Source organism: Pseudomonas sp. MDV22-iso1 (assembly GCF_058145095.1).
Window position 1 is genome coordinate 13,958 of sequence record NZ_JBYVMF010000001.1, and the last position, 18,672, is coordinate 32,629.

The window sequence follows — 18,672 nt, forward strand, 5'->3', positions numbered from 1 at the left end:
TCCTTCGGAACTCATTTGGAGGCACCTTCGTGCCAGGGGAACGCACGCCGGGTCAGGCGCTTGAGGCCCCAATCCATCAGCCAGGCGAGCAGGGTGATCCACACCACGTACGGCAGGATCACGTCCATTGCCAGGTAACGGCGCACCAGGAAAATCCGGTAACCGAGACCGTCGGTGGAGGCAATGGCTTCGGCGGCGATGAGGAACAACCACGCCGAGCCCAACATCAGGCGCAACGAGATCAACAGGCGCGGCAATAGTTGAGGCAGCACCACGCGCAACATCAAGGTCCAGGTGGATGCGCCGAGGGTCTGGGCCTTGATCAGCAGTTCGACCGGAATTTCCCGGGCGCGCTGTTCCAGGTCACGGGCCAGGCAGGGGGTGATACCAATCACGATCAGCATCACTTTCGACAATTCGCCCAGCCCGAACACGATGAACAGAATCGGCAGGATCGCCAGCGGTGGCACCATCGACAGCACCGTCAGCAAGGGGGACAGCGGCGCCCCAAACAGCGGTAGCGTGCCGGCGGCGATGCCCAGGCAAAGTCCGGCAATCGCGCTGATGCCCAGGCCAATAGCCAAGCGTCGCAGGCTGGACGCGGTGTCCTGCCACAGCAGGTAATCCCCGGTGCGGGTATCCGCAGTGAACGCCAGGCGTTTGACCGCGTCGGTCATTTGCACGGCGCTGGGCAGCAGCTTGTCGTTGGGGTTGTCCATCAGCCGCTCTGCCGAGCCCATGAAGTAGGCGAACAGCACCAGGGCGAAGGGCAGGATCACCAGTAACAGGCGACTCGGGCGATCCGGGTGGCGATTGATCAGGCGCATGGCCATGTCCTCCTGATTACAGCTTGGCGTCGGCCGCCATTTGCACGTAGCTCGGGTCGAAGCGCAGCTTGAGGTTGGCTTTGTCGCCGCTGGTCACGCCGTTGGCGAAGGTCATGCCGACGGCGCTGGTGTCTTTCGCGCCTTCACCCAGCAAGCCGTGCTGGAACGAGAATTCGGCGACCTTGCGCATGGTGTCCGGCAGCTGTTTGCTGGTGGTGAAGGCGAGGGCTTCCTGCGGTGTGGCGAACAATTTGGTGGTGTCGAGTTGGGACTGGAAGCCGGCCAAATCGGTGCCTGAGGCTTTGGCCATGTGTTCGAGCGCAGCTTTGCTGGCGGCATTTTTCGCGTTCATCAACTCGACCACTTCGAACCACGCACCGGTCAATGCTTTGCCCAGGGCCGGGTTGTCTTTGAGCGTGGCGCTGTTGACCACCATCATGTCCATGATTTCACCGGGGATCTGGCTGGAGTTGAAGACTTCGGTCACACCGGGCTTGGCCTTGATGTCCGAGAGCATCGGGTTCCAGGTGGTGACGGCGTTGACTTGATCCGTGTTGAAAGCCGCCGAGATGTCGGCGTCGGAGGTGTTCACCACTTTCAAATCTTTCTCGGCGAGATCGACGGAATCCAGCGCCCGGGCGAGCAGGTAGTGGGACACCGACAGTTCGACCAGATTGACGTCCATGCCTTTTAGGTCGGTGACTTTTTTGCCCTCGCCTTTAAGTACGATGCCGTCATTGCCATTGGAGAAGTCGCTGACGATCAGCGCGGTGCTGTCGACGCCGCCGGCCGCCGGGATGGTCAGCGCGTCCATGTTGGTCATGGTGCAACCGTCGAACTGGCCGGCAGTGTATTGATTGATGGATTCGACATAGTCATTGAGCTGCACCACATCGATCTTGATGCCGTATTTCTTCGCCCATTTGTCGACGATGCCTTGGCTGCCCGCGTACTCCCAGGGCATCCAGCCGGCATAGATCGTCCAGCAGACGCTGAAGTGGTCTTTTTGTGCGGCTTGGGATGAGAAGCTCACAACGGCTGCGAATGCAGCGGCGAGCAGGGTGGGTAAACGAAGCTGGGACATGGTGGTTCTCCAGTTGATCAAGGGCGGACAGGAGGCAACGCGGCACCGCTAGCGGTGGCTTGTCTCCCGGGCTTTTGTCCCGCCGTGTAACCTCAACTGGAGGTCGCCAACTCTCGGACCAGTCACTCGCCTTAGCGAGCCGGAACCCTAGTCAGCCATTGCAAATTGTGGTGCCGCGAACCTGTAGTGACTCCTGCACGGGATTGTTAAAGCGAGAGGCGTGCCAAGTCCGTCTGAAGGCTCTAGCGTGGGCGTTCAGATGCGTAGTCGATAAGGGATGCAGGGTTGATTGCCTTGGGATGGTGCAGAGGTGCACTGCAATGGAACGTCCACACTGCTGATACGAGGGGCGGTGTCCTGTAGCCAATCCACATTGAACGCGCCGCGTCATTTCAGCGGTGGATACAGCCGCCAGCACCATCAATCAGCGAGTGAATGGATGAAAAACCTTTCATCGGCTAGATGTTTCAACTTGTTGCTGGGGCGCACCAGATTCTGAAATCGATGTCTTATCTTTCGACAGTCACCGAATAATTGACTGTCGCCTGCCAGCGTCGCTGGTATGGCTCACTCGCGGTCCAGGAGGCCGCCATGCTCTGTCGAAAACAGCTCCGCCGAATTCTTCTTATTGCAGTAGTGGGATTGTCCTTAGGGGCGTGCGTGCCTTATTCCGACGGAGGATCCAGCTACTACAGTTCCGAGGTCTACACCTCGCCAGCACCTGCCTATTACTCAAGTGGCGCCACCTACTATTCGGGTGGTGGAGGTTATTACACCCAGCCTCGCCGGTACTACGCCCCTCCGGCGCGGTACTACCAGCCAACCCCCCGGTATTACCACCAGCCGCGGGTTTATCAACCGGCACCGCGCTATTACCAGTCGGCGCCACGGGCGCATTATCGGGCTCATCAGAATCATGGGTGGGACGGCCGCAATCGCGGTGGGAACAATGACTATCGAGGGGGCGGGCGTAACAATAATCACGGTGGACGAGGCGATCACAACGGCCGTGGTGACAATGGTGGACGGGGTGGTCATCGCTAGGTTGTAGAAAAATCCATTTGGGAGCGAGCCTGCTCGCGATTGCGATGTATCAGTCGACCTTAAAGTTGGCTGATACGCCGTCATCGCGAGCAGGCTCGCTCCCACATTTCGTTCAGTATTCCCCCAGATCCGCCAAAGGATGCCGGCCTTCCCAAGCCTTGTGGAAGTGCGCTTCGACCACAGCATCTGGCACGGTGTTGATGTCTGGCCAATGCCAGTGCGGCTTCTGATCCTTGTCGATCAATCGCGCCCGCACGCCTTCGCTGAACTCGGGGTGTCGGCAGCAGTTGAGACTCAGGGTGTATTCCATCTGGAAAACCTGCGCGAGCGACAGGTGTCGGGCGCGGATGATCTGCTCCCACACCAGGTGCGCGGTCAGCGGTGAACCTTCGCTCATGGTTCGGGCGGCGCGACTGAGTAACAGGTCCGTGTGATCGCGCTGTTGGCTGATGGCCTTCCAGGCGCAACGTACGTCGCTGACATCCAGAAGCTCGTCGATTTGCTGGCGTCTGGGCAGCCATTGAGCCTCGGGCATTTGCCCAAGGGCTTCCTGTTGCAGGGCCTTGAGCAGGCTGTTGAGCTGCATTGATGTCTGCTCCTGCCAATTCAACTGCAGCAGGCCTTCAATCAGCTGTTCCTGTTGTTCATCGAGCAGGAAGCGGTCGGCCAGGTCCAGATCAATGGCATCGCGACCATTCATGTGTGCACCGGTCAAACCGAGAAACAAGCCGAGCTTGCCGGGCAGGCGGGACAGGAACCAGCTGGCGCCAACATCGGGGTAGAGGCCAATACTGATTTCCGGCATCGCCAAGCGACTGCTGGGCGTGACAATCCGGATGCTCGCCCCTTGCAGCAAACCCATGCCGCCGCCGAGCACGTAGCCGTGTCCCCAGCAGATCAGCGGTTTGGGATAGGTGTGCAGGTTGAAGTCCAATCGGTATTCCGCCGCAAAGAACTGTGCAGCCAGGGGCGGTACTTCACCCGGATGCGCGCGGCAGGCTTCTACCAGGCTACGGACTTCGCCGCCGGCGCAGAATGCCTTGGCCCCGTTGCCGCGCACCAGCACGCAGACGATTTGCGGTTCCTTGGCCCAAGCGTCCAGTTGATCACTCAGGGCGTTGATCATCGGCAACGACAGGGCGTTCAGGGACTTTTCGGCATCCAGGCTGGCAACGCCGATGCGCGCGCCGTCGGTGCCGGTGAGTTCTTCGAAGTGCAGATTCATCGTGACCTCGATCGGGAATTTGAGCGTTCAGTATGATCGCTGTGCAAGAAAGTGCCGGTTCTGCGTCAGATCAATTGACAAGCGTGATGGGCCTTCTTAGGGTTCGCCCCATTGTTTTTGCCGGATGTAACCATGACTGCTGACGACCGTATCAAACTCGAACCGAGCTGGAAGGAGGCACTGCGTGCTGAGTTCGACCAGCCCTACATGACAGAGTTGCGCAACTTCCTGCAACAGGAACGTGCGGCGGGCAAGGAGATCTATCCGCCGGGACCGATGATTTTCAATGCGCTCAACTCGACACCGCTGGACAAGGTGAAAGTCGTCATCCTGGGGCAGGATCCCTATCACGGCCCGGGCCAGGCCCATGGCTTGTGTTTCTCGGTGCAGCCGGGCGTGCCGGCGCCGCCTTCGCTGGTGAACATCTATAAAGAGTTGAAGCGCGACTTGAACATCGACATCCCGAGCCATGGCTACCTGCAAAGCTGGGCTGATCAAGGCGTGCTGATGATCAACACCACCATGACGGTGGAGCGGGCAAGTGCCAATGCGCACAAGGACAAGGGCTGGCAGTTTTTTACGGACCGGATCATTGAGGTGGTCAGCCAGCATCAGCCGCATCTGGTGTTCATGCTGTGGGGCGCGCATGCCCAGAGTAAACAGAAACTGATCGATGCGACCAAGCACCTGGTGCTGACGTCGGTGCATCCGTCGCCGCTGTCGGCTTATCGTGGGTTTTTGGGTTGCGGGCATTTCAGCCGGACCAATAAATTTCTTGAGCAGAATGGCGAGACGCCGATTGAGTGGCGGTTGCCGCCGGTTTGAAAAGCATCGCCAGCAGGCGGGCTCCCACATTGGTCTATGGTTTTCACAAAACCTGTGGGAGCCCGCCTGCCGGCGATGATTTCAACTCGGTCTTTACTCTGGACTACGGTTCCAGTACTTGAACAACGGCTCCGCCAGAAACAACACAAACAACAGCCGCATCACCTGCATCGCCGTCACCAACGGCACCGACAGTTGCAGGGTCTCCGCCGTGAGGCTCATCTCGGCAATGCCGCCGGGCATCATGCCCAGTGTCAGCGAACGCAAATCCAGGTGGGTCAGCGCACTCAACCCCAGCGCCGCCACGGTTGCGATCAACATGGTCAGCACCGTGCCGATCAAGGTGCGCCCCATGAACGATGGTGCGCGACGGAAAAACTGTCGATTGAAGTGGCAACCCAGGCCACTGCCGATGAGCCATTGGCCGATCTGGCTGCCGCCGTCGGGCAATCCGATGTGCAGATCCCAACCAACGCTCACCGCCGCACTCACCAGCAAAGGGCCGAACAGCCACGGGTTGGGTTGACGCAGACGTTCCCACAGCCAGGCAGCCAAGGCACCTGCCGGGAAAAGAACCGCCAGCCACCACCAGTTGACGGCGGAAGGGTGAAACACCGGTGCTCCGTCGCCCAGCAAATACTTGAACGCTGCCGGTACACACAGAACCACCACCAACACCCGCAAACTTTGCCCGGCCGCGACGCGGCTGAGTACTGCACCGTTGCGGGCGCCGAGGTTGACCATCTCGCCTGAACCGCCAGGCATGCTGGAAAAGAACGCGGTGGCGCGATCTTCACCGGTACGGCGCATCAACCAGACCCCGACCACGGCGGACAGGCTGGTGACCAACGCACCGAAGAAGATCAAACCGAAGTGGCTCAGCACCTGCTCCATCACCACAGGGGTGAAGTGCAGGCCGATACCGATACCGACCACCCACTGGCCGCATTTGCGGCCACCAGGGATTTCCGCCAGCTGCCAGGGTGTCAGGCAGCGCACCAGGATGATCGCCAGCAACGACCCGACCATCCACGGCAATGGCCAGCCGATCAGACTGGCCAGGTAACCGCCCAGCGCGCCGACCAGCGGCGTACCCCACCAGGCGTTGAACGGTGTGCGATCAGACATCGGCCACAACGCGCCGGGCGACAGAACGTTTGCGCCAGATCCGCAGAAGCGGCATCAGCAACATCACTGCGGTCAGTACCCAGACACCGAACGTGATCGGGCTCGACCAGAGGATTTCCAGTGCACCGTTGGAAATCGACAAGGCGCGACGCAGGTTCTGTTCCATCAGGCCGCCGAGGATGAAGCCCAGCAGCACCGGGGACAGCGGGAAGTCCAGCTTGCGCAGGATGTAACCGAAGATGCCGATCCCGATCATCAGGAACAAGTCGAACGTGGTCGCATGCACCGCGTAGACGCCGATGCCGGTGATGATCGCGATAACGGGCACCAGTGCCCAGTTCGGCACAGCGAGGATGCGGGTGAAGATGCGGATCATCGGGATGTTGAGGATCACCAGCATGATGTTGGCGACGAACAACGACGCGATCAGGCCCCAGACGATGTCCGGTTGTTGCTGGAACAGCAGGGGACCCGGGGTGATGTTGTACAGCGACAGCGCACCGATCATCACCGCGGTGGTACCCGAACCCGGAACGCCGAGGGTCAGCATTGGCACCAGTGCGCCACACGCTGCGCCGCCGATGGCGGTTTCAGGTGCCGCGAGGCCGCGCATGTCGCCCTGGCCGAACGTGCCTTTGGCACCGGCGATGCGTTTCTCGGTCATGTAGGCCACAGCGCTGGCCAGTGTTGCACCGGCGCCGGGCAGTACGCCCATGATGAAGCCGAGCACGCCACAACGCAGGTTCACCACGAACACCGCCGAGGCTTCCTTGAAGTTGAACATCATCCGTCCGGTGGCTTTCACCGCTTCCTGGCCGTGATGGGTTTTTTCCAGCAGCAGGAGAATTTCACTGATAGAGAACAGGCCCAGCACCAGTACGACGAATTGAATACCGTCGGTGAGGTGGATGTTGTCCCCGGTGAATCGATACACGCCGCTGTTGGCATCGATCCCGACCGTGGACAGGAACAGGCCGATCAAGGCGGCAATAAACGTCTTCAACGGACGATCGCCGGCCATGCCGCCCAGGCAGACAATCGCGAAGACCATCAGCACGAAGTATTCCGCCGGCCCAAAGGCAATCGCCCATTTCGCCAGCAGCGGCGCGAACAGCACCATGCCGCAGGTGGCAATGAACGCACCGATGAACGAGCTCCACGCCGACAGCGACAGTGCCACGCCGGCCAGGCCTTTACGGGCCATCGGGTAACCGTCGAGGGTGGTCATCACGGTGGAGGCTTCGCCCGGGATGTTCAGGAGGATCGAGCTGATCCGGCCGCCGTATTCGCAGCCCAGGTACACCGCTGCCAACAGAATCAGCGCTGACTCTGGCGGCAAGCCAAGGGCGAATGCGATCGGGATCAACAACGCTACGCCGTTGATCGGTCCCAGGCCCGGCAACAGGCCGACGACCGTACCGATCAGGGTGCCGCAGAGCGCTGTCACCAGGTTGTACGGGCTCAGCGCAACGCCGAAACCCTGACCCAAATAACCAAGAGTATCCATATCAGTTCTCCAGAACGTCGAGCAGGCCCAGAGGCAGCGGCACGTCCATCAACTTGTCGAACAGCAGGTAGAGACCGATCGCCATCAGGCTGATGATCACTGTGCTGGGCACCCAGCGACCGCCATACAGGCGTGCCATCGGAATGCCGACCAGGATGCTGGCCACAATGAACCCAAGCGGTTCGAAGGTGCCGGCGAATACCAGCAGCAGCACGACGCAAATCGCGATTTTGGTCAGGGTTTCACGGTCCATCGGGGGTTCGTCAGCGTCGTGCTTGATCGGCGCCGGGCGAAATACCATGTACAGCAGCGCCAGGCCCATCAGGCCGAGCATCAGCAGTGGAAAGGCCCGAGGCCCCACCGGTTCGTAGGAAAAAGCGGCCTGATACGGCCATGCCATCAGTGCCAGGCCGACGCAGGCCAGCAACAGCACCGAAGCAAAAATGCGTTGTAAGAGCATGGGGAACTCCTGTGCCGCGTCCCCTCGATCATCGGGGACGCAGCCGCTGGACAGAGGCGATTACTGAATCAGGCCGAATTCTTTGGCCAGCACTTTGTAATCCGACACTTGCTTCTTCACGTACGTGTCCAGCTCCGGACCGGTCATGGCGAACGGGAACAGTTCGCGCTGATCGCGCAGCTTGGCGAACTCTTCGGAAGCGAGGAGTTTGTCGAAGGCGTCTTTCCACCAGGCGTAGTCTTCATCGCTGACTTTTGGCCCGAGGTAGAAGCCGCGAACCACTGGCCAGACGATGTCGTAGCCCTGCTCCTTAGCCGTCGGAATGTCTTTCATTTCCGGCTCGTCCAGGCGTTTTTCGGAGAACACGGCCAACAGGCGCATGTCGCCGCTCTGGATGTGCGGCATGGAGTCGGAGATGTCCGTGCTGCCGACCTGGATATGGCCGCCGAGCAGTGCCGTGGCGATTTCACCGCCGCCTTCGAGGGCAACGTAACGCAAGTCGCGCGGATTGATGCCGGCTGCTTTGGCGATCAGCGCGGTTTGCATCCAATCCTGGCTACCGACGGTTCCACCGGAACCGATGACGACTTTGCTCGGGTCTTTTTTCAGCGCCTGGACCAGGTCGTCCAGGGTCTTGTACGGCGAATCGCTTTTCACCGCGATAGCGCCGTAGCTGGTGCCGACGGCGGCCAGCCAGCGCACGGCGTTCTCATCGAAACGACCGAATTTGCCTTGCGCCAGGTTCAACAATGAACCGCTGGACCACGCCACCAGAGTGCCGGCGTCGGCCGGACGTTGAGCGACCACTGCGTTGTAGGCCACGGCGCCTACACCACCGGGCATGTAGGTCACACGCATTGGTTTGCTCAGCAGCTTTTCGTTGACCAGCGCGCTCTGCACCAGTTTGCAGGTGAGGTCGAAACCACCACCTGGCGAGGCTGGGGCAATGCATTCCGGGCGTTTTGGTTCGGCCATCAGTTGGCCGGCAAACAGCATGCAGCTGGCGGCGAGGGCGAAACGGCGCAGTGATCGATTCATGATGTCTCCACAGGAGTTATTGTTTTTCGAGATGAGTCAGGCGAGGCGGGTTCGCACCGTGCAACCGGTAGCGGCGCTGGCAAGCGGTGGAGATTCAGGGAAAGGGTAGGGCGGGACAGCCTGGCGCTGTAATAACGGCATGGTGCAGTACCTCGGTTATTGTTCTTATTGGCGAAAACGCATCAAGGCGTTTTTCGGGAGCTACATTTCAAAGCACGAGTTGATGGCTTGCAGTCGAAACCATCCGTGGGCCGACTCTAACGGCTCAACCTTTCGCTAACCTTTCAGCAACCTTTCACGGTTTTCGGGCTTCACAGCGACGGATGCGGCTGTAAACTTCGCGCCAAAGAATGGCGTCGACCATCCCTGAATGAGGTAATGATCCATGCGTGTCCTGCTCGTCGAAGACCATCTGCAGCTCGCTGAAAGTGTCGCTCAGGCGCTCAAGGGCACAGGGCTGACCGTGGACGTTTTGCACGATGGCGTGGCCGCTGACCTGGCCTTGAGCAGCGAGGAATATGCCATGGCAATTCTCGACGTCGGGCTGCCGCGCATGGACGGATTCGAAGTGCTGGCGCGCCTGCGTTCTCGCGGTAAAAACTTGCCGGTATTGATGCTGACCGCGCGCAGCGACGTGAAGGATCGGGTACATGGCTTGAACCTGGGCGCCGATGACTACCTGGCCAAACCTTTCGAACTGACGGAGCTCGAAGCGCGAGTCAAAGCCTTGTTGCGGCGCAGTGTGCTGGGCGGTGAACGGCAGCAGACCTGCGGGGTGCTGGCCTATGATCTGGACACCCGGCGCTTCACCCTCGGCGAAGAATTGCTGACGCTGACTTCCCGCGAGCAAGCCGTACTTGAGGCGTTGATCGCGCGTCCCGGTCGGGTGATGAGCAAAGAGCAACTGGCCTCCCAGGTGTTCGGGCTGGATGAAGAAGCCAGCCCGGATGCCATCGAGATCTACGTCCACCGTTTGCGCAAAAAACTCGACGGCCACCCGGTCGCCATCGTGACCTTCCGCGGTCTCGGCTATTTGCTGGAAAGTCGTGATGCATAAGCCCAGCAGCCTGCGTTGGCGGTTGCTGTGGAACCTCGCGCTGTTGCTGGTGGTGTTGATGCTGGCCAGTGGATTGAGTGCTTACTGGAACGGGCGCGAAGCCGCCGACACCGCTTATGACCGCACGTTGCTGGCCTCCGCGCGAACCATCGCCGCTGGTGTTTCGCAGCGTGACGGTACGCTCAGCGCCGATGTGCCTTATGTGGCCCTCGATACCTTCGCTTACGACAGTGCGGGGCGCATTTTTTACCTGGTCAACGACATCCACCAGAATTTGATTTCCGGGTACGAAAACCTTCCACCGCCGCCGCCGGGAACACCTCGCACGGATGACTATCCCGCACTGGCGCGCTTCTACAACGCCAAGTATCAGGGCCAGAACGTCCGAGTGGTCAGCCTGCTCAAACCGGTGAGCGAGCCGAACATGAACGGCATGGCGGAGATTCGTGTCGCAGAAACCGATGAGGCACGGGTCAGCATGGCGCGCAGCCTGGCGGCGGATACGTTGCTGCGGTTAGGGATGCTGGCGATCGGTGCGCTGCTGATGGTGTGGTTTGCGGTCAGTGCGGCATTGCGTCCGCTGGAACGTTTGCGCACCGCAGTGGAAGAGCGTCAGCCGGACGATTTGCGGCCGTTGCCGTTGGTGGAAGTGCAGCATGAGCTAGGGCCATTGGTGCGCGCGCTCAATCACTTTACCGAACGGCTGCGCGGACAGTTCGAGCGTCAGGCGCAGTTCATTGCCGATGCCGCCCATGAGTTGCGTACACCCTTGGCAGCGCTCAAGGCGCGACTTGAATTGGGCCTGCGTTCAACCGAACCGCAGACGTGGCGCAGCACCCTGGAAACGGCGGCCCAGGGCACAGATCGCCTGACGCACCTGGCCAATCAGCTGCTGTCGCTGGCGCGGGTTGAAAACGGGGCGCGTGCGATTGCCGAAGGTGGCGCGCAATTACTCGACCTCAGTCAGTTGGCTCGCGAGTTGGGCATGGCCATGGCGCCACTGGCTCATGCGCGCGGGGTGGCGTTGGCGTTGGAAGCGGACGAGCCGGTGTGGCTGCGCGGTGAGCCGACGCTGTTGAATGAGTTGTTGAGCAACCTGGTGGACAACGCGCTGGCCCACACGCCACCGGGCGGTAACGTGATTTTGCGGGTGACGCCGCCTGCGGTACTGGAGGTTGAGGACGATGGCCCTGGCATTCCACTCGAAGAGCGCGAGCGCGTGTTCGAGCGCTTTTATCGGCGCAATCAGCAAGTGGCCGGCTCGGGATTGGGGTTGGCGATTGTTGGGGAGATCTGTCGTGCGCACCTGGCGCAGATCAGCCTGCACGATGGCGAGCAGGCCGGGTTGAAGGTGCGGGTGAGTTTTATTGCGGGGTGAGGGTTTTGTGGCAAGGGCGCTGTCCCTCGCCACAGTGATCAGTAAAACATCGAGCGCGATGCTTCCAGATCCTGGCAGACAGCCAGATTGTCAGGGTCAATTCCCAGTTTCTTGAACGCCGGCACGTCGAACGCATTCACTCGCGCAATCGGATGGTCGGTGCCCTTGTGGCAGTACAAACTCGCAACTTGCACCACATCCACGTAATCCACTCGCTCGGAATCGCGCTGAAAGTCCAGGTACTGTCCTGGCAACTTCACCAGCTTTTCCGGGAAGTCCCAGACCCTGAGCAGTTTGTCGCCGATCAACGGATGTATCTGGTCGATCACGTGGTTGAGGCTGATGGAGTCGGCCAGCAATTCGTTGTGATCTTCAGCGTACGTGAGAATCGGTAGTACGCCGATCTGGTGCACCAACCCGCCAAGTGCTGCCTGATCCGGTTTGAGCTGGGTGTAGCGGCGACACAGTGCATAGCTGATGCCGGCAATTTCCAGACTCTTGCGCCAGACTTCGCGCATTTTCTGCTCAACCACTTCAGAGCGGGCATTGAAAATCTGTTCCATGACCAGGCCGATGGCCAGGTTGCTGCTGTAATTGACGCCCAGGCGAGTGATGGCCGTGTGCAGGTCAGTCACTTCCTGAGTCGCGCGCAGCAGGGGGCTATTGACGACCTTGATCAGTCGCGCCGACAACGCGGTATCGCGGCCGATCACTTTGCTCAGGGCGCTGACGCTGATTTCCGGGTCTTCAGCGGCCTTGCGAATCTGCAGGGCCACTTCCGGTAGTGTTGGCAGAACCAGATCATCGTTGTTGATGGCCGCCACCAAATCCTGTTGGACCTTATCCGCCAGCTCGCTCATTTCGTCTTTCCAGGGGGATTGCGACAGGTGCTGCCTTCAACGCTGGATTTCGCGGTCGCGGTCCAGTTCATAAGGCAGGTCGAGCAGTTGCAAGGCAGGCCCTTCGAGCGCGCCCAGGTGGATATCGCCACCTTCTGCTGCTTCGGCTTGCAACACCGCCAGGAGTTCAATGTTTTGCTCAGTGCGCGCAGCAATGACCACTTCGCCGATGGAGCTGGCGTGGGTCGGCGAGAAAAGTTGTGCGCCGGGTTCGGGTAGTTCACTGGCATCCAGCTGCAAGCGGTACAGACGGCGCTTGAGTTTGCCGAGGTATTGCATGCGCGCAACGATTTCCTGGCCGGTGTAGCAGCCTTTCTTGAAGCTGACGGCACCGACGGCTTGCAGGTTGAGCATCTGCGGGATGAACAGCTCGCGGGTAGCAGGCATGACCTGGCCGATCCCGGCGCGGATCTGTCCGAGCAGCCATTGATTGAGATCGCGTTCGGGCAAAACGGCGGACAGCTTGCCTTTGATGTCATCAGCTTTATCGACGGCGACCCAGAGCTCAGCGCGGTTCGGCGAAACACGGATGGCGATCAGGCCGTCGTTACGGACGACGCTGTCGGTTTCCGCCGGCAAGGCGAGGCCCAGACCGGTCAGCGCGTCATCGCCATGATCAACACCGAAACGAACCCAGGCGTGGCTTTCATCGGTCAGCTTTGATTTGGAAAACACCGCATATTTTTTCAGGTCCGCCAGTTGCGGCTCCAACAGCTCTGTCGCCATCGCCAGTAGAACGCCGTCACCTTCGAGCAGGATGCGGAAGCTCGACTGCATGCGGCCTTTCTGGGTACAGCGGGCGCCGAGGCTGGCTTGGGTGTCACTCAGGTAATTGAGGTTGCAGGTCAATTGGCCTTGCAGGAATTTGCTGGCGTCCGCGCCTCGAACCGCGAGAACGCCTTCGTGGGACAGGGTGCAGAAAAAAGCGGAATCGGCCATGGGTCATCGCAGGGTAAAGAGTCTGGGGGACATCATAAGGGCGCGCTCTTGAAATGGGTAGTTCACAAAAGCAGCGTATTGACCGACCAAAGCCGACTGTTCGCCCGGACAGGGGGCTGTATACTTGCGGCCTATTTGAGGAGCGCTCCATGGTCGAAAATGTTGAACTGAATCGCCTCTACTGGCACAGCCGCCGCGGCATGCTTGAACTTGACGTGTTGCTGGTGCCTTTCGTAAAGGAAGTTTATCCGCACTTGAACCAGGTTGATCGCGACTGCTACGTCAGGCTGCTGGAGTGTGAAGATCAGGACATGTTTGGCTGGTTCATGGAGCGGGCCGAATCGGAAGATCCGGAGCTTCAGCGCATGGTTCGCATGATTCTGGATCGTGTCCAGCCCAAGTAATTCGTTTGAATGCCGCTGGCATGCCTCACGGCAGTTGCTGGCGGCTTATCTGATCGCCCAGCTGCTCGCGCTGGTTTCACTATTCCCGCTTTTAATTCCCCTCTGGGCAAGTCTGCTCGGCGCTTTCGCCTGTCTGATACATGGCGCATGGGTGCTGCCTCGGCAAATTCTGCTCAGTCATCCCCAGGCTTTTCGCGGTTTGCGGCGTGACGCCGACGGCTGGCAGTTATGGAATCAAGCGGCGGGTTGGCAGTCGGTACAGCTACGGCCGGACAGCCTCGCATTGCCATTGATAGTGGTGCTGCGTTTTCGCCTGAGGGGGGAGCGGCGCGTGCGGTCGGTCTGTGTGCCCCGGGATTCGCAGGCGGCGGATGTGCACCGACGCCTGCGGGTTCGGCTCAAGTTCAGTCGGCGTAGGTGGGCGGCACCAGAATAGTGTCCAGGGCGACCGGCAGCATGTTCGGGTAGTCGAGCGTGTAATGCAGGCCGCGGCTTTCCTTGCGTTCCATCGCCGAGCAGATCATCAGCTCGGCCACTTGGGCGAGGTTGCGCAGTTCGATCAAATCCCGGCTGACCTTGTAGTTGCTGTAGAACTCGTCGATTTCATCGAGCAGCAGGCGCACGCGGTGTTGCGCTCGCTGCAAGCGTTTATTCGTGCGCACGATGCCGACGTAGTCCCACATGAACCGCCGTAATTCATCCCAGTTGTGCGCAATGATCACGTCTTCATCGGAGTCGGTGACCTGGCTCGCATCCCAGACGGGCAGGGCGATCGGGATCGATACGGCGGGCAGCTGTTCAAGAATGTCTGCCGCAGCCGACCGCGCGTACACAAAACACTCCAGCAACGAATTGCTGGCCATGCGGTTGGCGCCGTGCAGGCCGGTAAAGCTGGTTTCGCCGATGGCGTACAGGCCGGGCACGTCGGTGCGGCCGTTTTGATCGACCATCACGCCGCCGCAGGTGTAGTGCGCGGCCGGCACCACTGGAATTGGCTGTTTGGTAATGTCGATGGAAAATTCGAGGCAGCGTTCATAGACCGTCGGGAAGTGCGTCTTGATGAACGACTCGGGCTTGTGACTGATGTCCAGGTAGACGCAGTCAACACCCAAACGCTTCATTTCATGGTCGATGGCCCGGGCGACGATGTCCCGCGGTGCCAGCTCGCCTCGGGGGTCGAAGCGGTGCATGAAGCGTTCGCCATTAGGGAGTTTCAGGTGCGCACCTTCACCGCGAAGGGCTTCGGTGATCAGGAAACTCTTGGCTTGAGGGTGATACAGGCAGGTGGGGTGGAACTGGTTGAATTCCAGGTTCGCCACCCGGCAGCCGGAACGCCAGGCCATGGCAATACCGTCGCCGCAGGCACCGTCGGGGTTGCTGGTATAGAGGTAGACCTTGGCAGCGCCGCCCGACGCGAGAATCACAAAGCGGGCGCCGTAGGTATCGACTTCGCCAGTGCTGCGATTGAGGACATAGGCGCCGAGGCAGCGATCGCCTTCCAGGCCCAGACGTTTCTCGGTGATCAGGTCGACTGCAACCCGCTGCTCCAGCAGTTCGATGTTGGGGCGTTGCCTGGCTTTATCGAGCAAGGTTCTGAAAATTGCGGCGCCGGTGGCATCGGCTGCATGGATGATGCGTCGATGACTGTGCCCGCCTTCGCGAGTCAGGTGGAATTCGAATCCACCGTCTTCGGTACCGGATTGTTCGTCACGGGTAAAGGGTACGCCCTGGTCGATCAGCCACTGAATGGCTTCTTTACTGTGCTCGACGGTAAAGCGTACGGCGTCTTCGTGGCACAGGCCACCACCGGCATTGAGCGTGTCGTCGACGTGAGACTCAACGGTGTCGGTGTCATCCAGGACGGCAGCAACACCTCCCTGGGCCCAGAACGTCGAGCCATTGGCGAGGTCGCCTTTGCTCAGAACGGCGATGCGCAGATGACCGGGCAAGGTCAGCGCAAGGCTCAAACCGGCAGCGCCGCTGCCAATTACCAGAACATCGTGTTGAAACTGTTGGCTCATTTCAGGATTCCGCTCAATGCGACCCGGGTCGGGGTTGGCGCAAAACTCCCGCAACGGCGAGTCAAGGCAGCCACACAGCCCACTAGTATATAGAGAGGGGGAGCGGCACAATAGCCGAGCCTATATGGCATTGTGAAACTACTGTGACGGAATTTATCGGACGCTTCGTCGGATGTTTTTTTGGCCGGTTCGGCGACAACAGGACTGTATCGTGGATTTAACAGTCTTTTTCTGTTCATATCCGCACAATGTCGGTTCGCGCGGCTATAAATATTTGGAACTTTTGCCAAAGGGCCAAGATCAATAGACCGTTGCCCGAATCAAGGGACAGTGTCGGCTTCAACGCGGGATCTGTGGCTGGATCCTTGCCGACGAATCCGATGAAAAGACTATTCGCGCAGCCGGGCTAGCCCGCGCTGCGCTTTTCGTGCGTGCCAAATCAGAGCCCGCAGGAAACTTGCCTGGAGGGGAGAACTTTTGCGAAAAGCCCGAGTCTATGTTTGCAAGTCTGGTCGTTTAGTTATGCAAGCCTCCTCCGAGCTTATCGAGGAGTGTTCATGCTAACCCAGGAAGAGGATCAGCAGCTGGTCGAGCGCGTTCAACGCGGCGACAAGCGCGCTTTCGATCTGTTAGTGCTGAAGTACCAGCACAAAATTCTCGGGTTGATCGTGCGTTTCGTGCACGACACCCATGAAGCCCAGGATGTGGCACAGGAAGCCTTTATCAGGGCTTACCGCGCACTTGGAAATTTTCGCGGAGACAGCGCGTTTTACACGTGGCTTTACCGCATCGCCATCAACACGGCGAAGAACTATCTGGTTTCACGCGGCCGCCGGCCGCCGGATAGCGATGTAAGTTCCGAGGATGCAGAGTTCTACGATGGCGATCATGGCCTCAAGGATCTCGAGTCACCAGAACGTGCGTTGCTGCGGGATGAGATCGAAGGCACCGTCCATCGAACCATTCAGCAACTTCCAGAAGATTTGCGTACGGCCTTAACTTTACGTGAATTCGATGGTCTGAGTTACGAGGACATTGCGGCAGTCATGCAATGTCCGGTGGGTACCGTGCGCTCCCGGATTTTCCGCGCTCGGGAAGCCATCGATAAAGCCCTGCAGCCGTTGTTGCAGGAAAACTAAAGACAGCGGCGATAGCCAAGAGAGGAACGCCATGAGTCGTGAAGCCCTGCAGGAATCGCTGTCCGCAGTGATGGATAACGAAGCGGACGAATTGGAATTGCGTCGGGTATTAAATGCCTTTGACGATGTTGAAACCCGTGAAACCTGGGCTCGTTATCAAATCGCTCGGGCAGTCATGCACAAGGACCTGCTGCTTCCACGCCTGGATATCGCGGCGGCCGTCTCGGCAGCTCTGGCTGACGAAACCGTACCGGTAAAAGCAACCCGTGGTCCTTGGCGTAGTCTGGGTCGCCTGGCAGTTGCTGCATCCGTGACTGTTGCCGTATTGGCCGGTGTTCGCCTGTATAACCAAGACGAAATTGCCGGCGTTGAACTGGCTCAGCAATCCAACCAGCCGACGTTGGCCGTTCCTCAGGTCAAGGGTCCAGCTGTCTTGGCAGGCTATAGTGAGAGTTCGGAAGCAACTGGCCCAATGGCCAATGGCGTTCTGCAAGGTCAGCCAGGCTGGCACGATCAGCGTCTGCCAAGCTATCTGCGCCAACACGCTCAACAGGCTGCATTGAAAGGCACTGAAAGTGCACTGCCGTATGCTCGTGCAGCAAGCCTGGAAAACCGTTAAGGAGGATCATGCGCGCCATACCTCTACTTACGCTTCTGCTCAGTGGCTGGTTCGTTGTTCCAGCCCATGCCGATGAAGCCCAGGACTGGTTGACCCGCCTGGGCCAAGCTGAGCAAAAGCAAAGCTTTTACGGTACTTTCGTTTACGAGCGTAACGGTAGTTTCTCTACCCACAACATCTGGCACCGCGTCCAGGATGGCAAGGTCCGCGAGCGTTTACTGCAGCTCGACGGTTCGGCTCAGGAAGTCGTGCGCGTTGATGGACATACTCAATGCGTCAGCGGCACCCTGATTGCGGGGCTTGGAGATTCTCCCAATTCCACCGCGCGTGCACTCGATCCTCAAAAGCTCAAGAATTGGTATGACCTTGCCGTCATCGGCAAATCGCGTGTGGCTGGGCGTCCGGCAGTGATCGTTTCACTGACGCCGCGTGATCAGCATCGATATGGTTTTGAACTGCATCTGGATAAAGAAACCGGCCTGCCGCTTAAATCGTTGTTATTGAACGACAAGGGCCAGTTGCTGGAGCGTTTCCAGTTCACCCAACTGAACACTGCAGATGTTCCCTCTGACAGCGACTTGCGTGCAGGGGCTGATTGCAAGACCGTTAACCTGGACAGTGACAAGGCTTCGGCTGCCAAAGTGACCCAATCCTGGCATTCGGACTGGTTGCCTCCGGGCTTCGAATTGACAAGCAGTAGTGCCCGCAAAGATCCTGAAACCAAAACCCAGGTCAACAGCTTGCTGTACGACGATGGGCTTGCTCGTTTCTCGGTGTTTCTCGAGCCGTTGAACGGTGCAACTGTCACCGATACGCGCACCCAGTTGGGGCCGACCGTTGCCGTTTCTCGGCGCTTGACCACCCCTCAAGGCGAAATGATGGTGACCGTCGTCGGTGAAATTCCAATCGGCACCGCAGAACGGATCGCGCTGTCCATGCGCACCGACGCCACTGCAACCAAGTAGTGAGCCGATATCGAAATGTTTGGTGAGCATTTCAATTTGCAAATACCCCCAAAGTTTTTTATAGGTCAGGGCCTCTCGGCTCTGGCCTTGTTTGTTGTTCCCGGAACAAAAAT

The 18,672-nt window shown here is 59.3% G+C and carries 19 protein-coding genes and 1 riboswitch; of the genes, 9 read left to right on the plus strand and 10 right to left on the minus strand.

Annotated features, from left to right (window positions below):
- Positions 1 to 11: 11 nt before the first annotated feature.
- Entirely contained in the window at positions 12 to 827 is an 816-nt protein-coding gene (locus tag AC3ZVB_RS00035; protein WP_162439448.1) for an ABC transporter permease, read from the minus strand.
- Between the two features lie 16 nt (positions 828 to 843).
- Positions 844 to 1,911, minus strand: a complete 1,068-nt coding sequence (locus AC3ZVB_RS00040; RefSeq protein ID WP_194691133.1) for a putative urea ABC transporter substrate-binding protein — start codon at positions 1,909 to 1,911, stop codon at positions 844 to 846.
- Positions 1,912 to 1,972: 61 nt separating this feature from the next.
- Positions 1,973 to 2,073: riboswitch (guanidine-I (ykkC/yxkD leader) on the minus strand.
- Between the two features lie 429 nt (positions 2,074 to 2,502).
- On the opposite strand from AC3ZVB_RS00040, the gene AC3ZVB_RS00045 reads away from it, so the two are divergent.
- Positions 2,503 to 2,955 (plus strand): hypothetical protein, encoded by a 453-nt coding sequence (locus AC3ZVB_RS00045; RefSeq protein WP_194691132.1) that lies wholly within the window; start codon positions 2,503 to 2,505, stop codon positions 2,953 to 2,955.
- A 112-nt stretch (positions 2,956 to 3,067) separates the two neighbouring features.
- On the opposite strand, the gene dspII is transcribed toward AC3ZVB_RS00045, so the two are convergent.
- Positions 3,068 to 4,180, minus strand: coding sequence for an enoyl-CoA hydratase/isomerase DspII (gene dspII, locus AC3ZVB_RS00050; RefSeq protein WP_490145472.1), 1,113 nt, complete (start codon positions 4,178 to 4,180; stop codon positions 3,068 to 3,070).
- A gap of 132 nt (positions 4,181 to 4,312) precedes the next feature.
- Between dspII and ung the strand changes: the two genes are divergently transcribed.
- The gene (gene ung / locus AC3ZVB_RS00055) at positions 4,313 to 5,005 is read left to right on the plus strand and encodes a uracil-DNA glycosylase (RefSeq protein ID WP_162439451.1); all 693 of its coding nucleotides are present in this window, start codon (positions 4,313 to 4,315) and stop codon (positions 5,003 to 5,005) included.
- Between the two features lie 93 nt (positions 5,006 to 5,098).
- Here the strand turns inward: ung and AC3ZVB_RS00060 are convergent, their stop codons facing one another.
- From AC3ZVB_RS00060 to AC3ZVB_RS00075, 4 genes are read right to left on the minus strand one after another with little or no spacing between them, the layout of a single operon-like run.
- Positions 5,099 to 6,133, minus strand: coding sequence for an AbrB family transcriptional regulator (locus tag AC3ZVB_RS00060; RefSeq protein ID WP_490145473.1), 1,035 nt, complete (start codon positions 6,131 to 6,133; stop codon positions 5,099 to 5,101).
- Positions 6,126 to 7,640, minus strand: coding sequence for a tripartite tricarboxylate transporter permease (locus AC3ZVB_RS00065; RefSeq protein WP_162439453.1), 1,515 nt, complete (start codon positions 7,638 to 7,640; stop codon positions 6,126 to 6,128). The genes AC3ZVB_RS00060 and AC3ZVB_RS00065 overlap by 8 nt, the downstream gene beginning before the upstream one ends.
- A 1-nt stretch (position 7,641) precedes the next feature.
- A complete protein-coding gene (locus AC3ZVB_RS00070) occupies positions 7,642 to 8,100 on the minus strand; it encodes a tripartite tricarboxylate transporter TctB family protein (protein ID WP_162439454.1) in 459 nt (152 codons plus the stop codon).
- A 60-nt stretch (positions 8,101 to 8,160) separates the two neighbouring features.
- Entirely contained in the window at positions 8,161 to 9,138 is a 978-nt protein-coding gene (locus tag AC3ZVB_RS00075) for a Bug family tripartite tricarboxylate transporter substrate binding protein (RefSeq protein ID WP_162439455.1), read from the minus strand.
- Between the two features lie 385 nt (positions 9,139 to 9,523).
- Between AC3ZVB_RS00075 and AC3ZVB_RS00080 the strand changes: the two genes are divergently transcribed.
- Both AC3ZVB_RS00080 and AC3ZVB_RS00085 read left to right on the plus strand, forming a co-directional pair.
- Positions 9,524 to 10,195 (plus strand): response regulator, encoded by a 672-nt coding sequence (locus AC3ZVB_RS00080; protein WP_162439456.1) that lies wholly within the window; start codon positions 9,524 to 9,526, stop codon positions 10,193 to 10,195.
- A complete protein-coding gene (locus AC3ZVB_RS00085) occupies positions 10,188 to 11,573 on the plus strand; it encodes a sensor histidine kinase (protein WP_162439457.1) in 1,386 nt (461 codons plus the stop codon). The genes AC3ZVB_RS00080 and AC3ZVB_RS00085 overlap by 8 nt, the downstream gene beginning before the upstream one ends.
- Positions 11,574 to 11,611: 38 nt before the next feature.
- On the opposite strand, the gene AC3ZVB_RS00090 is transcribed toward AC3ZVB_RS00085, so the two are convergent.
- Positions 11,612 to 12,433, minus strand: coding sequence for an HDOD domain-containing protein (locus AC3ZVB_RS00090; RefSeq protein ID WP_162439458.1), 822 nt, complete (start codon positions 12,431 to 12,433; stop codon positions 11,612 to 11,614).
- 36 nt (positions 12,434 to 12,469) lie between these two features.
- Complete coding sequence (gene ygfZ, locus AC3ZVB_RS00095) at positions 12,470 to 13,411, minus strand: CAF17-like 4Fe-4S cluster assembly/insertion protein YgfZ (RefSeq protein WP_490145474.1); 942 nt, start codon at positions 13,409 to 13,411, stop codon at positions 12,470 to 12,472.
- A 149-nt stretch (positions 13,412 to 13,560) separates the two neighbouring features.
- Between ygfZ and AC3ZVB_RS00100 the strand changes: the two genes are divergently transcribed.
- Both AC3ZVB_RS00100 and AC3ZVB_RS00105 read left to right on the plus strand, forming a co-directional pair.
- The gene (locus AC3ZVB_RS00100; RefSeq protein ID WP_045058777.1) at positions 13,561 to 13,815 is read left to right on the plus strand and encodes an FAD assembly factor SdhE; all 255 of its coding nucleotides are present in this window, start codon (positions 13,561 to 13,563) and stop codon (positions 13,813 to 13,815) included.
- On the plus strand, positions 13,799 to 14,251 hold the full coding sequence (locus AC3ZVB_RS00105; RefSeq protein WP_162439460.1) for a protein YgfX: 453 nt from the start codon (positions 13,799 to 13,801) through the stop codon (positions 14,249 to 14,251). The genes AC3ZVB_RS00100 and AC3ZVB_RS00105 overlap by 17 nt, the downstream gene beginning before the upstream one ends.
- On the opposite strand, the gene nadB is transcribed toward AC3ZVB_RS00105, so the two are convergent.
- Complete coding sequence (nadB, locus tag AC3ZVB_RS00110) at positions 14,220 to 15,836, minus strand: L-aspartate oxidase (RefSeq protein WP_162439461.1); 1,617 nt, start codon at positions 15,834 to 15,836, stop codon at positions 14,220 to 14,222. The genes AC3ZVB_RS00105 and nadB overlap by 32 nt on opposite strands.
- A 557-nt stretch (positions 15,837 to 16,393) precedes the next feature.
- Here nadB and rpoE point away from each other — a divergent pair.
- From rpoE to AC3ZVB_RS00125, 3 genes are read left to right on the plus strand one after another with little or no spacing between them, the layout of a single operon-like run.
- Positions 16,394 to 16,975, plus strand: a complete 582-nt coding sequence (rpoE, locus tag AC3ZVB_RS00115; RefSeq protein WP_490145475.1) for an RNA polymerase sigma factor RpoE/AlgU — start codon at positions 16,394 to 16,396, stop codon at positions 16,973 to 16,975.
- 31 nt (positions 16,976 to 17,006) lie between these two features.
- The gene (locus AC3ZVB_RS00120; protein WP_162439462.1) at positions 17,007 to 17,594 is read left to right on the plus strand and encodes a sigma-E factor negative regulatory protein; all 588 of its coding nucleotides are present in this window, start codon (positions 17,007 to 17,009) and stop codon (positions 17,592 to 17,594) included.
- 8 nt (positions 17,595 to 17,602) lie between these two features.
- Positions 17,603 to 18,559, plus strand: a complete 957-nt coding sequence (locus AC3ZVB_RS00125) for a MucB/RseB C-terminal domain-containing protein (RefSeq protein WP_490145476.1) — start codon at positions 17,603 to 17,605, stop codon at positions 18,557 to 18,559.
- Positions 18,560 to 18,672 lie beyond the last annotated feature (113 nt).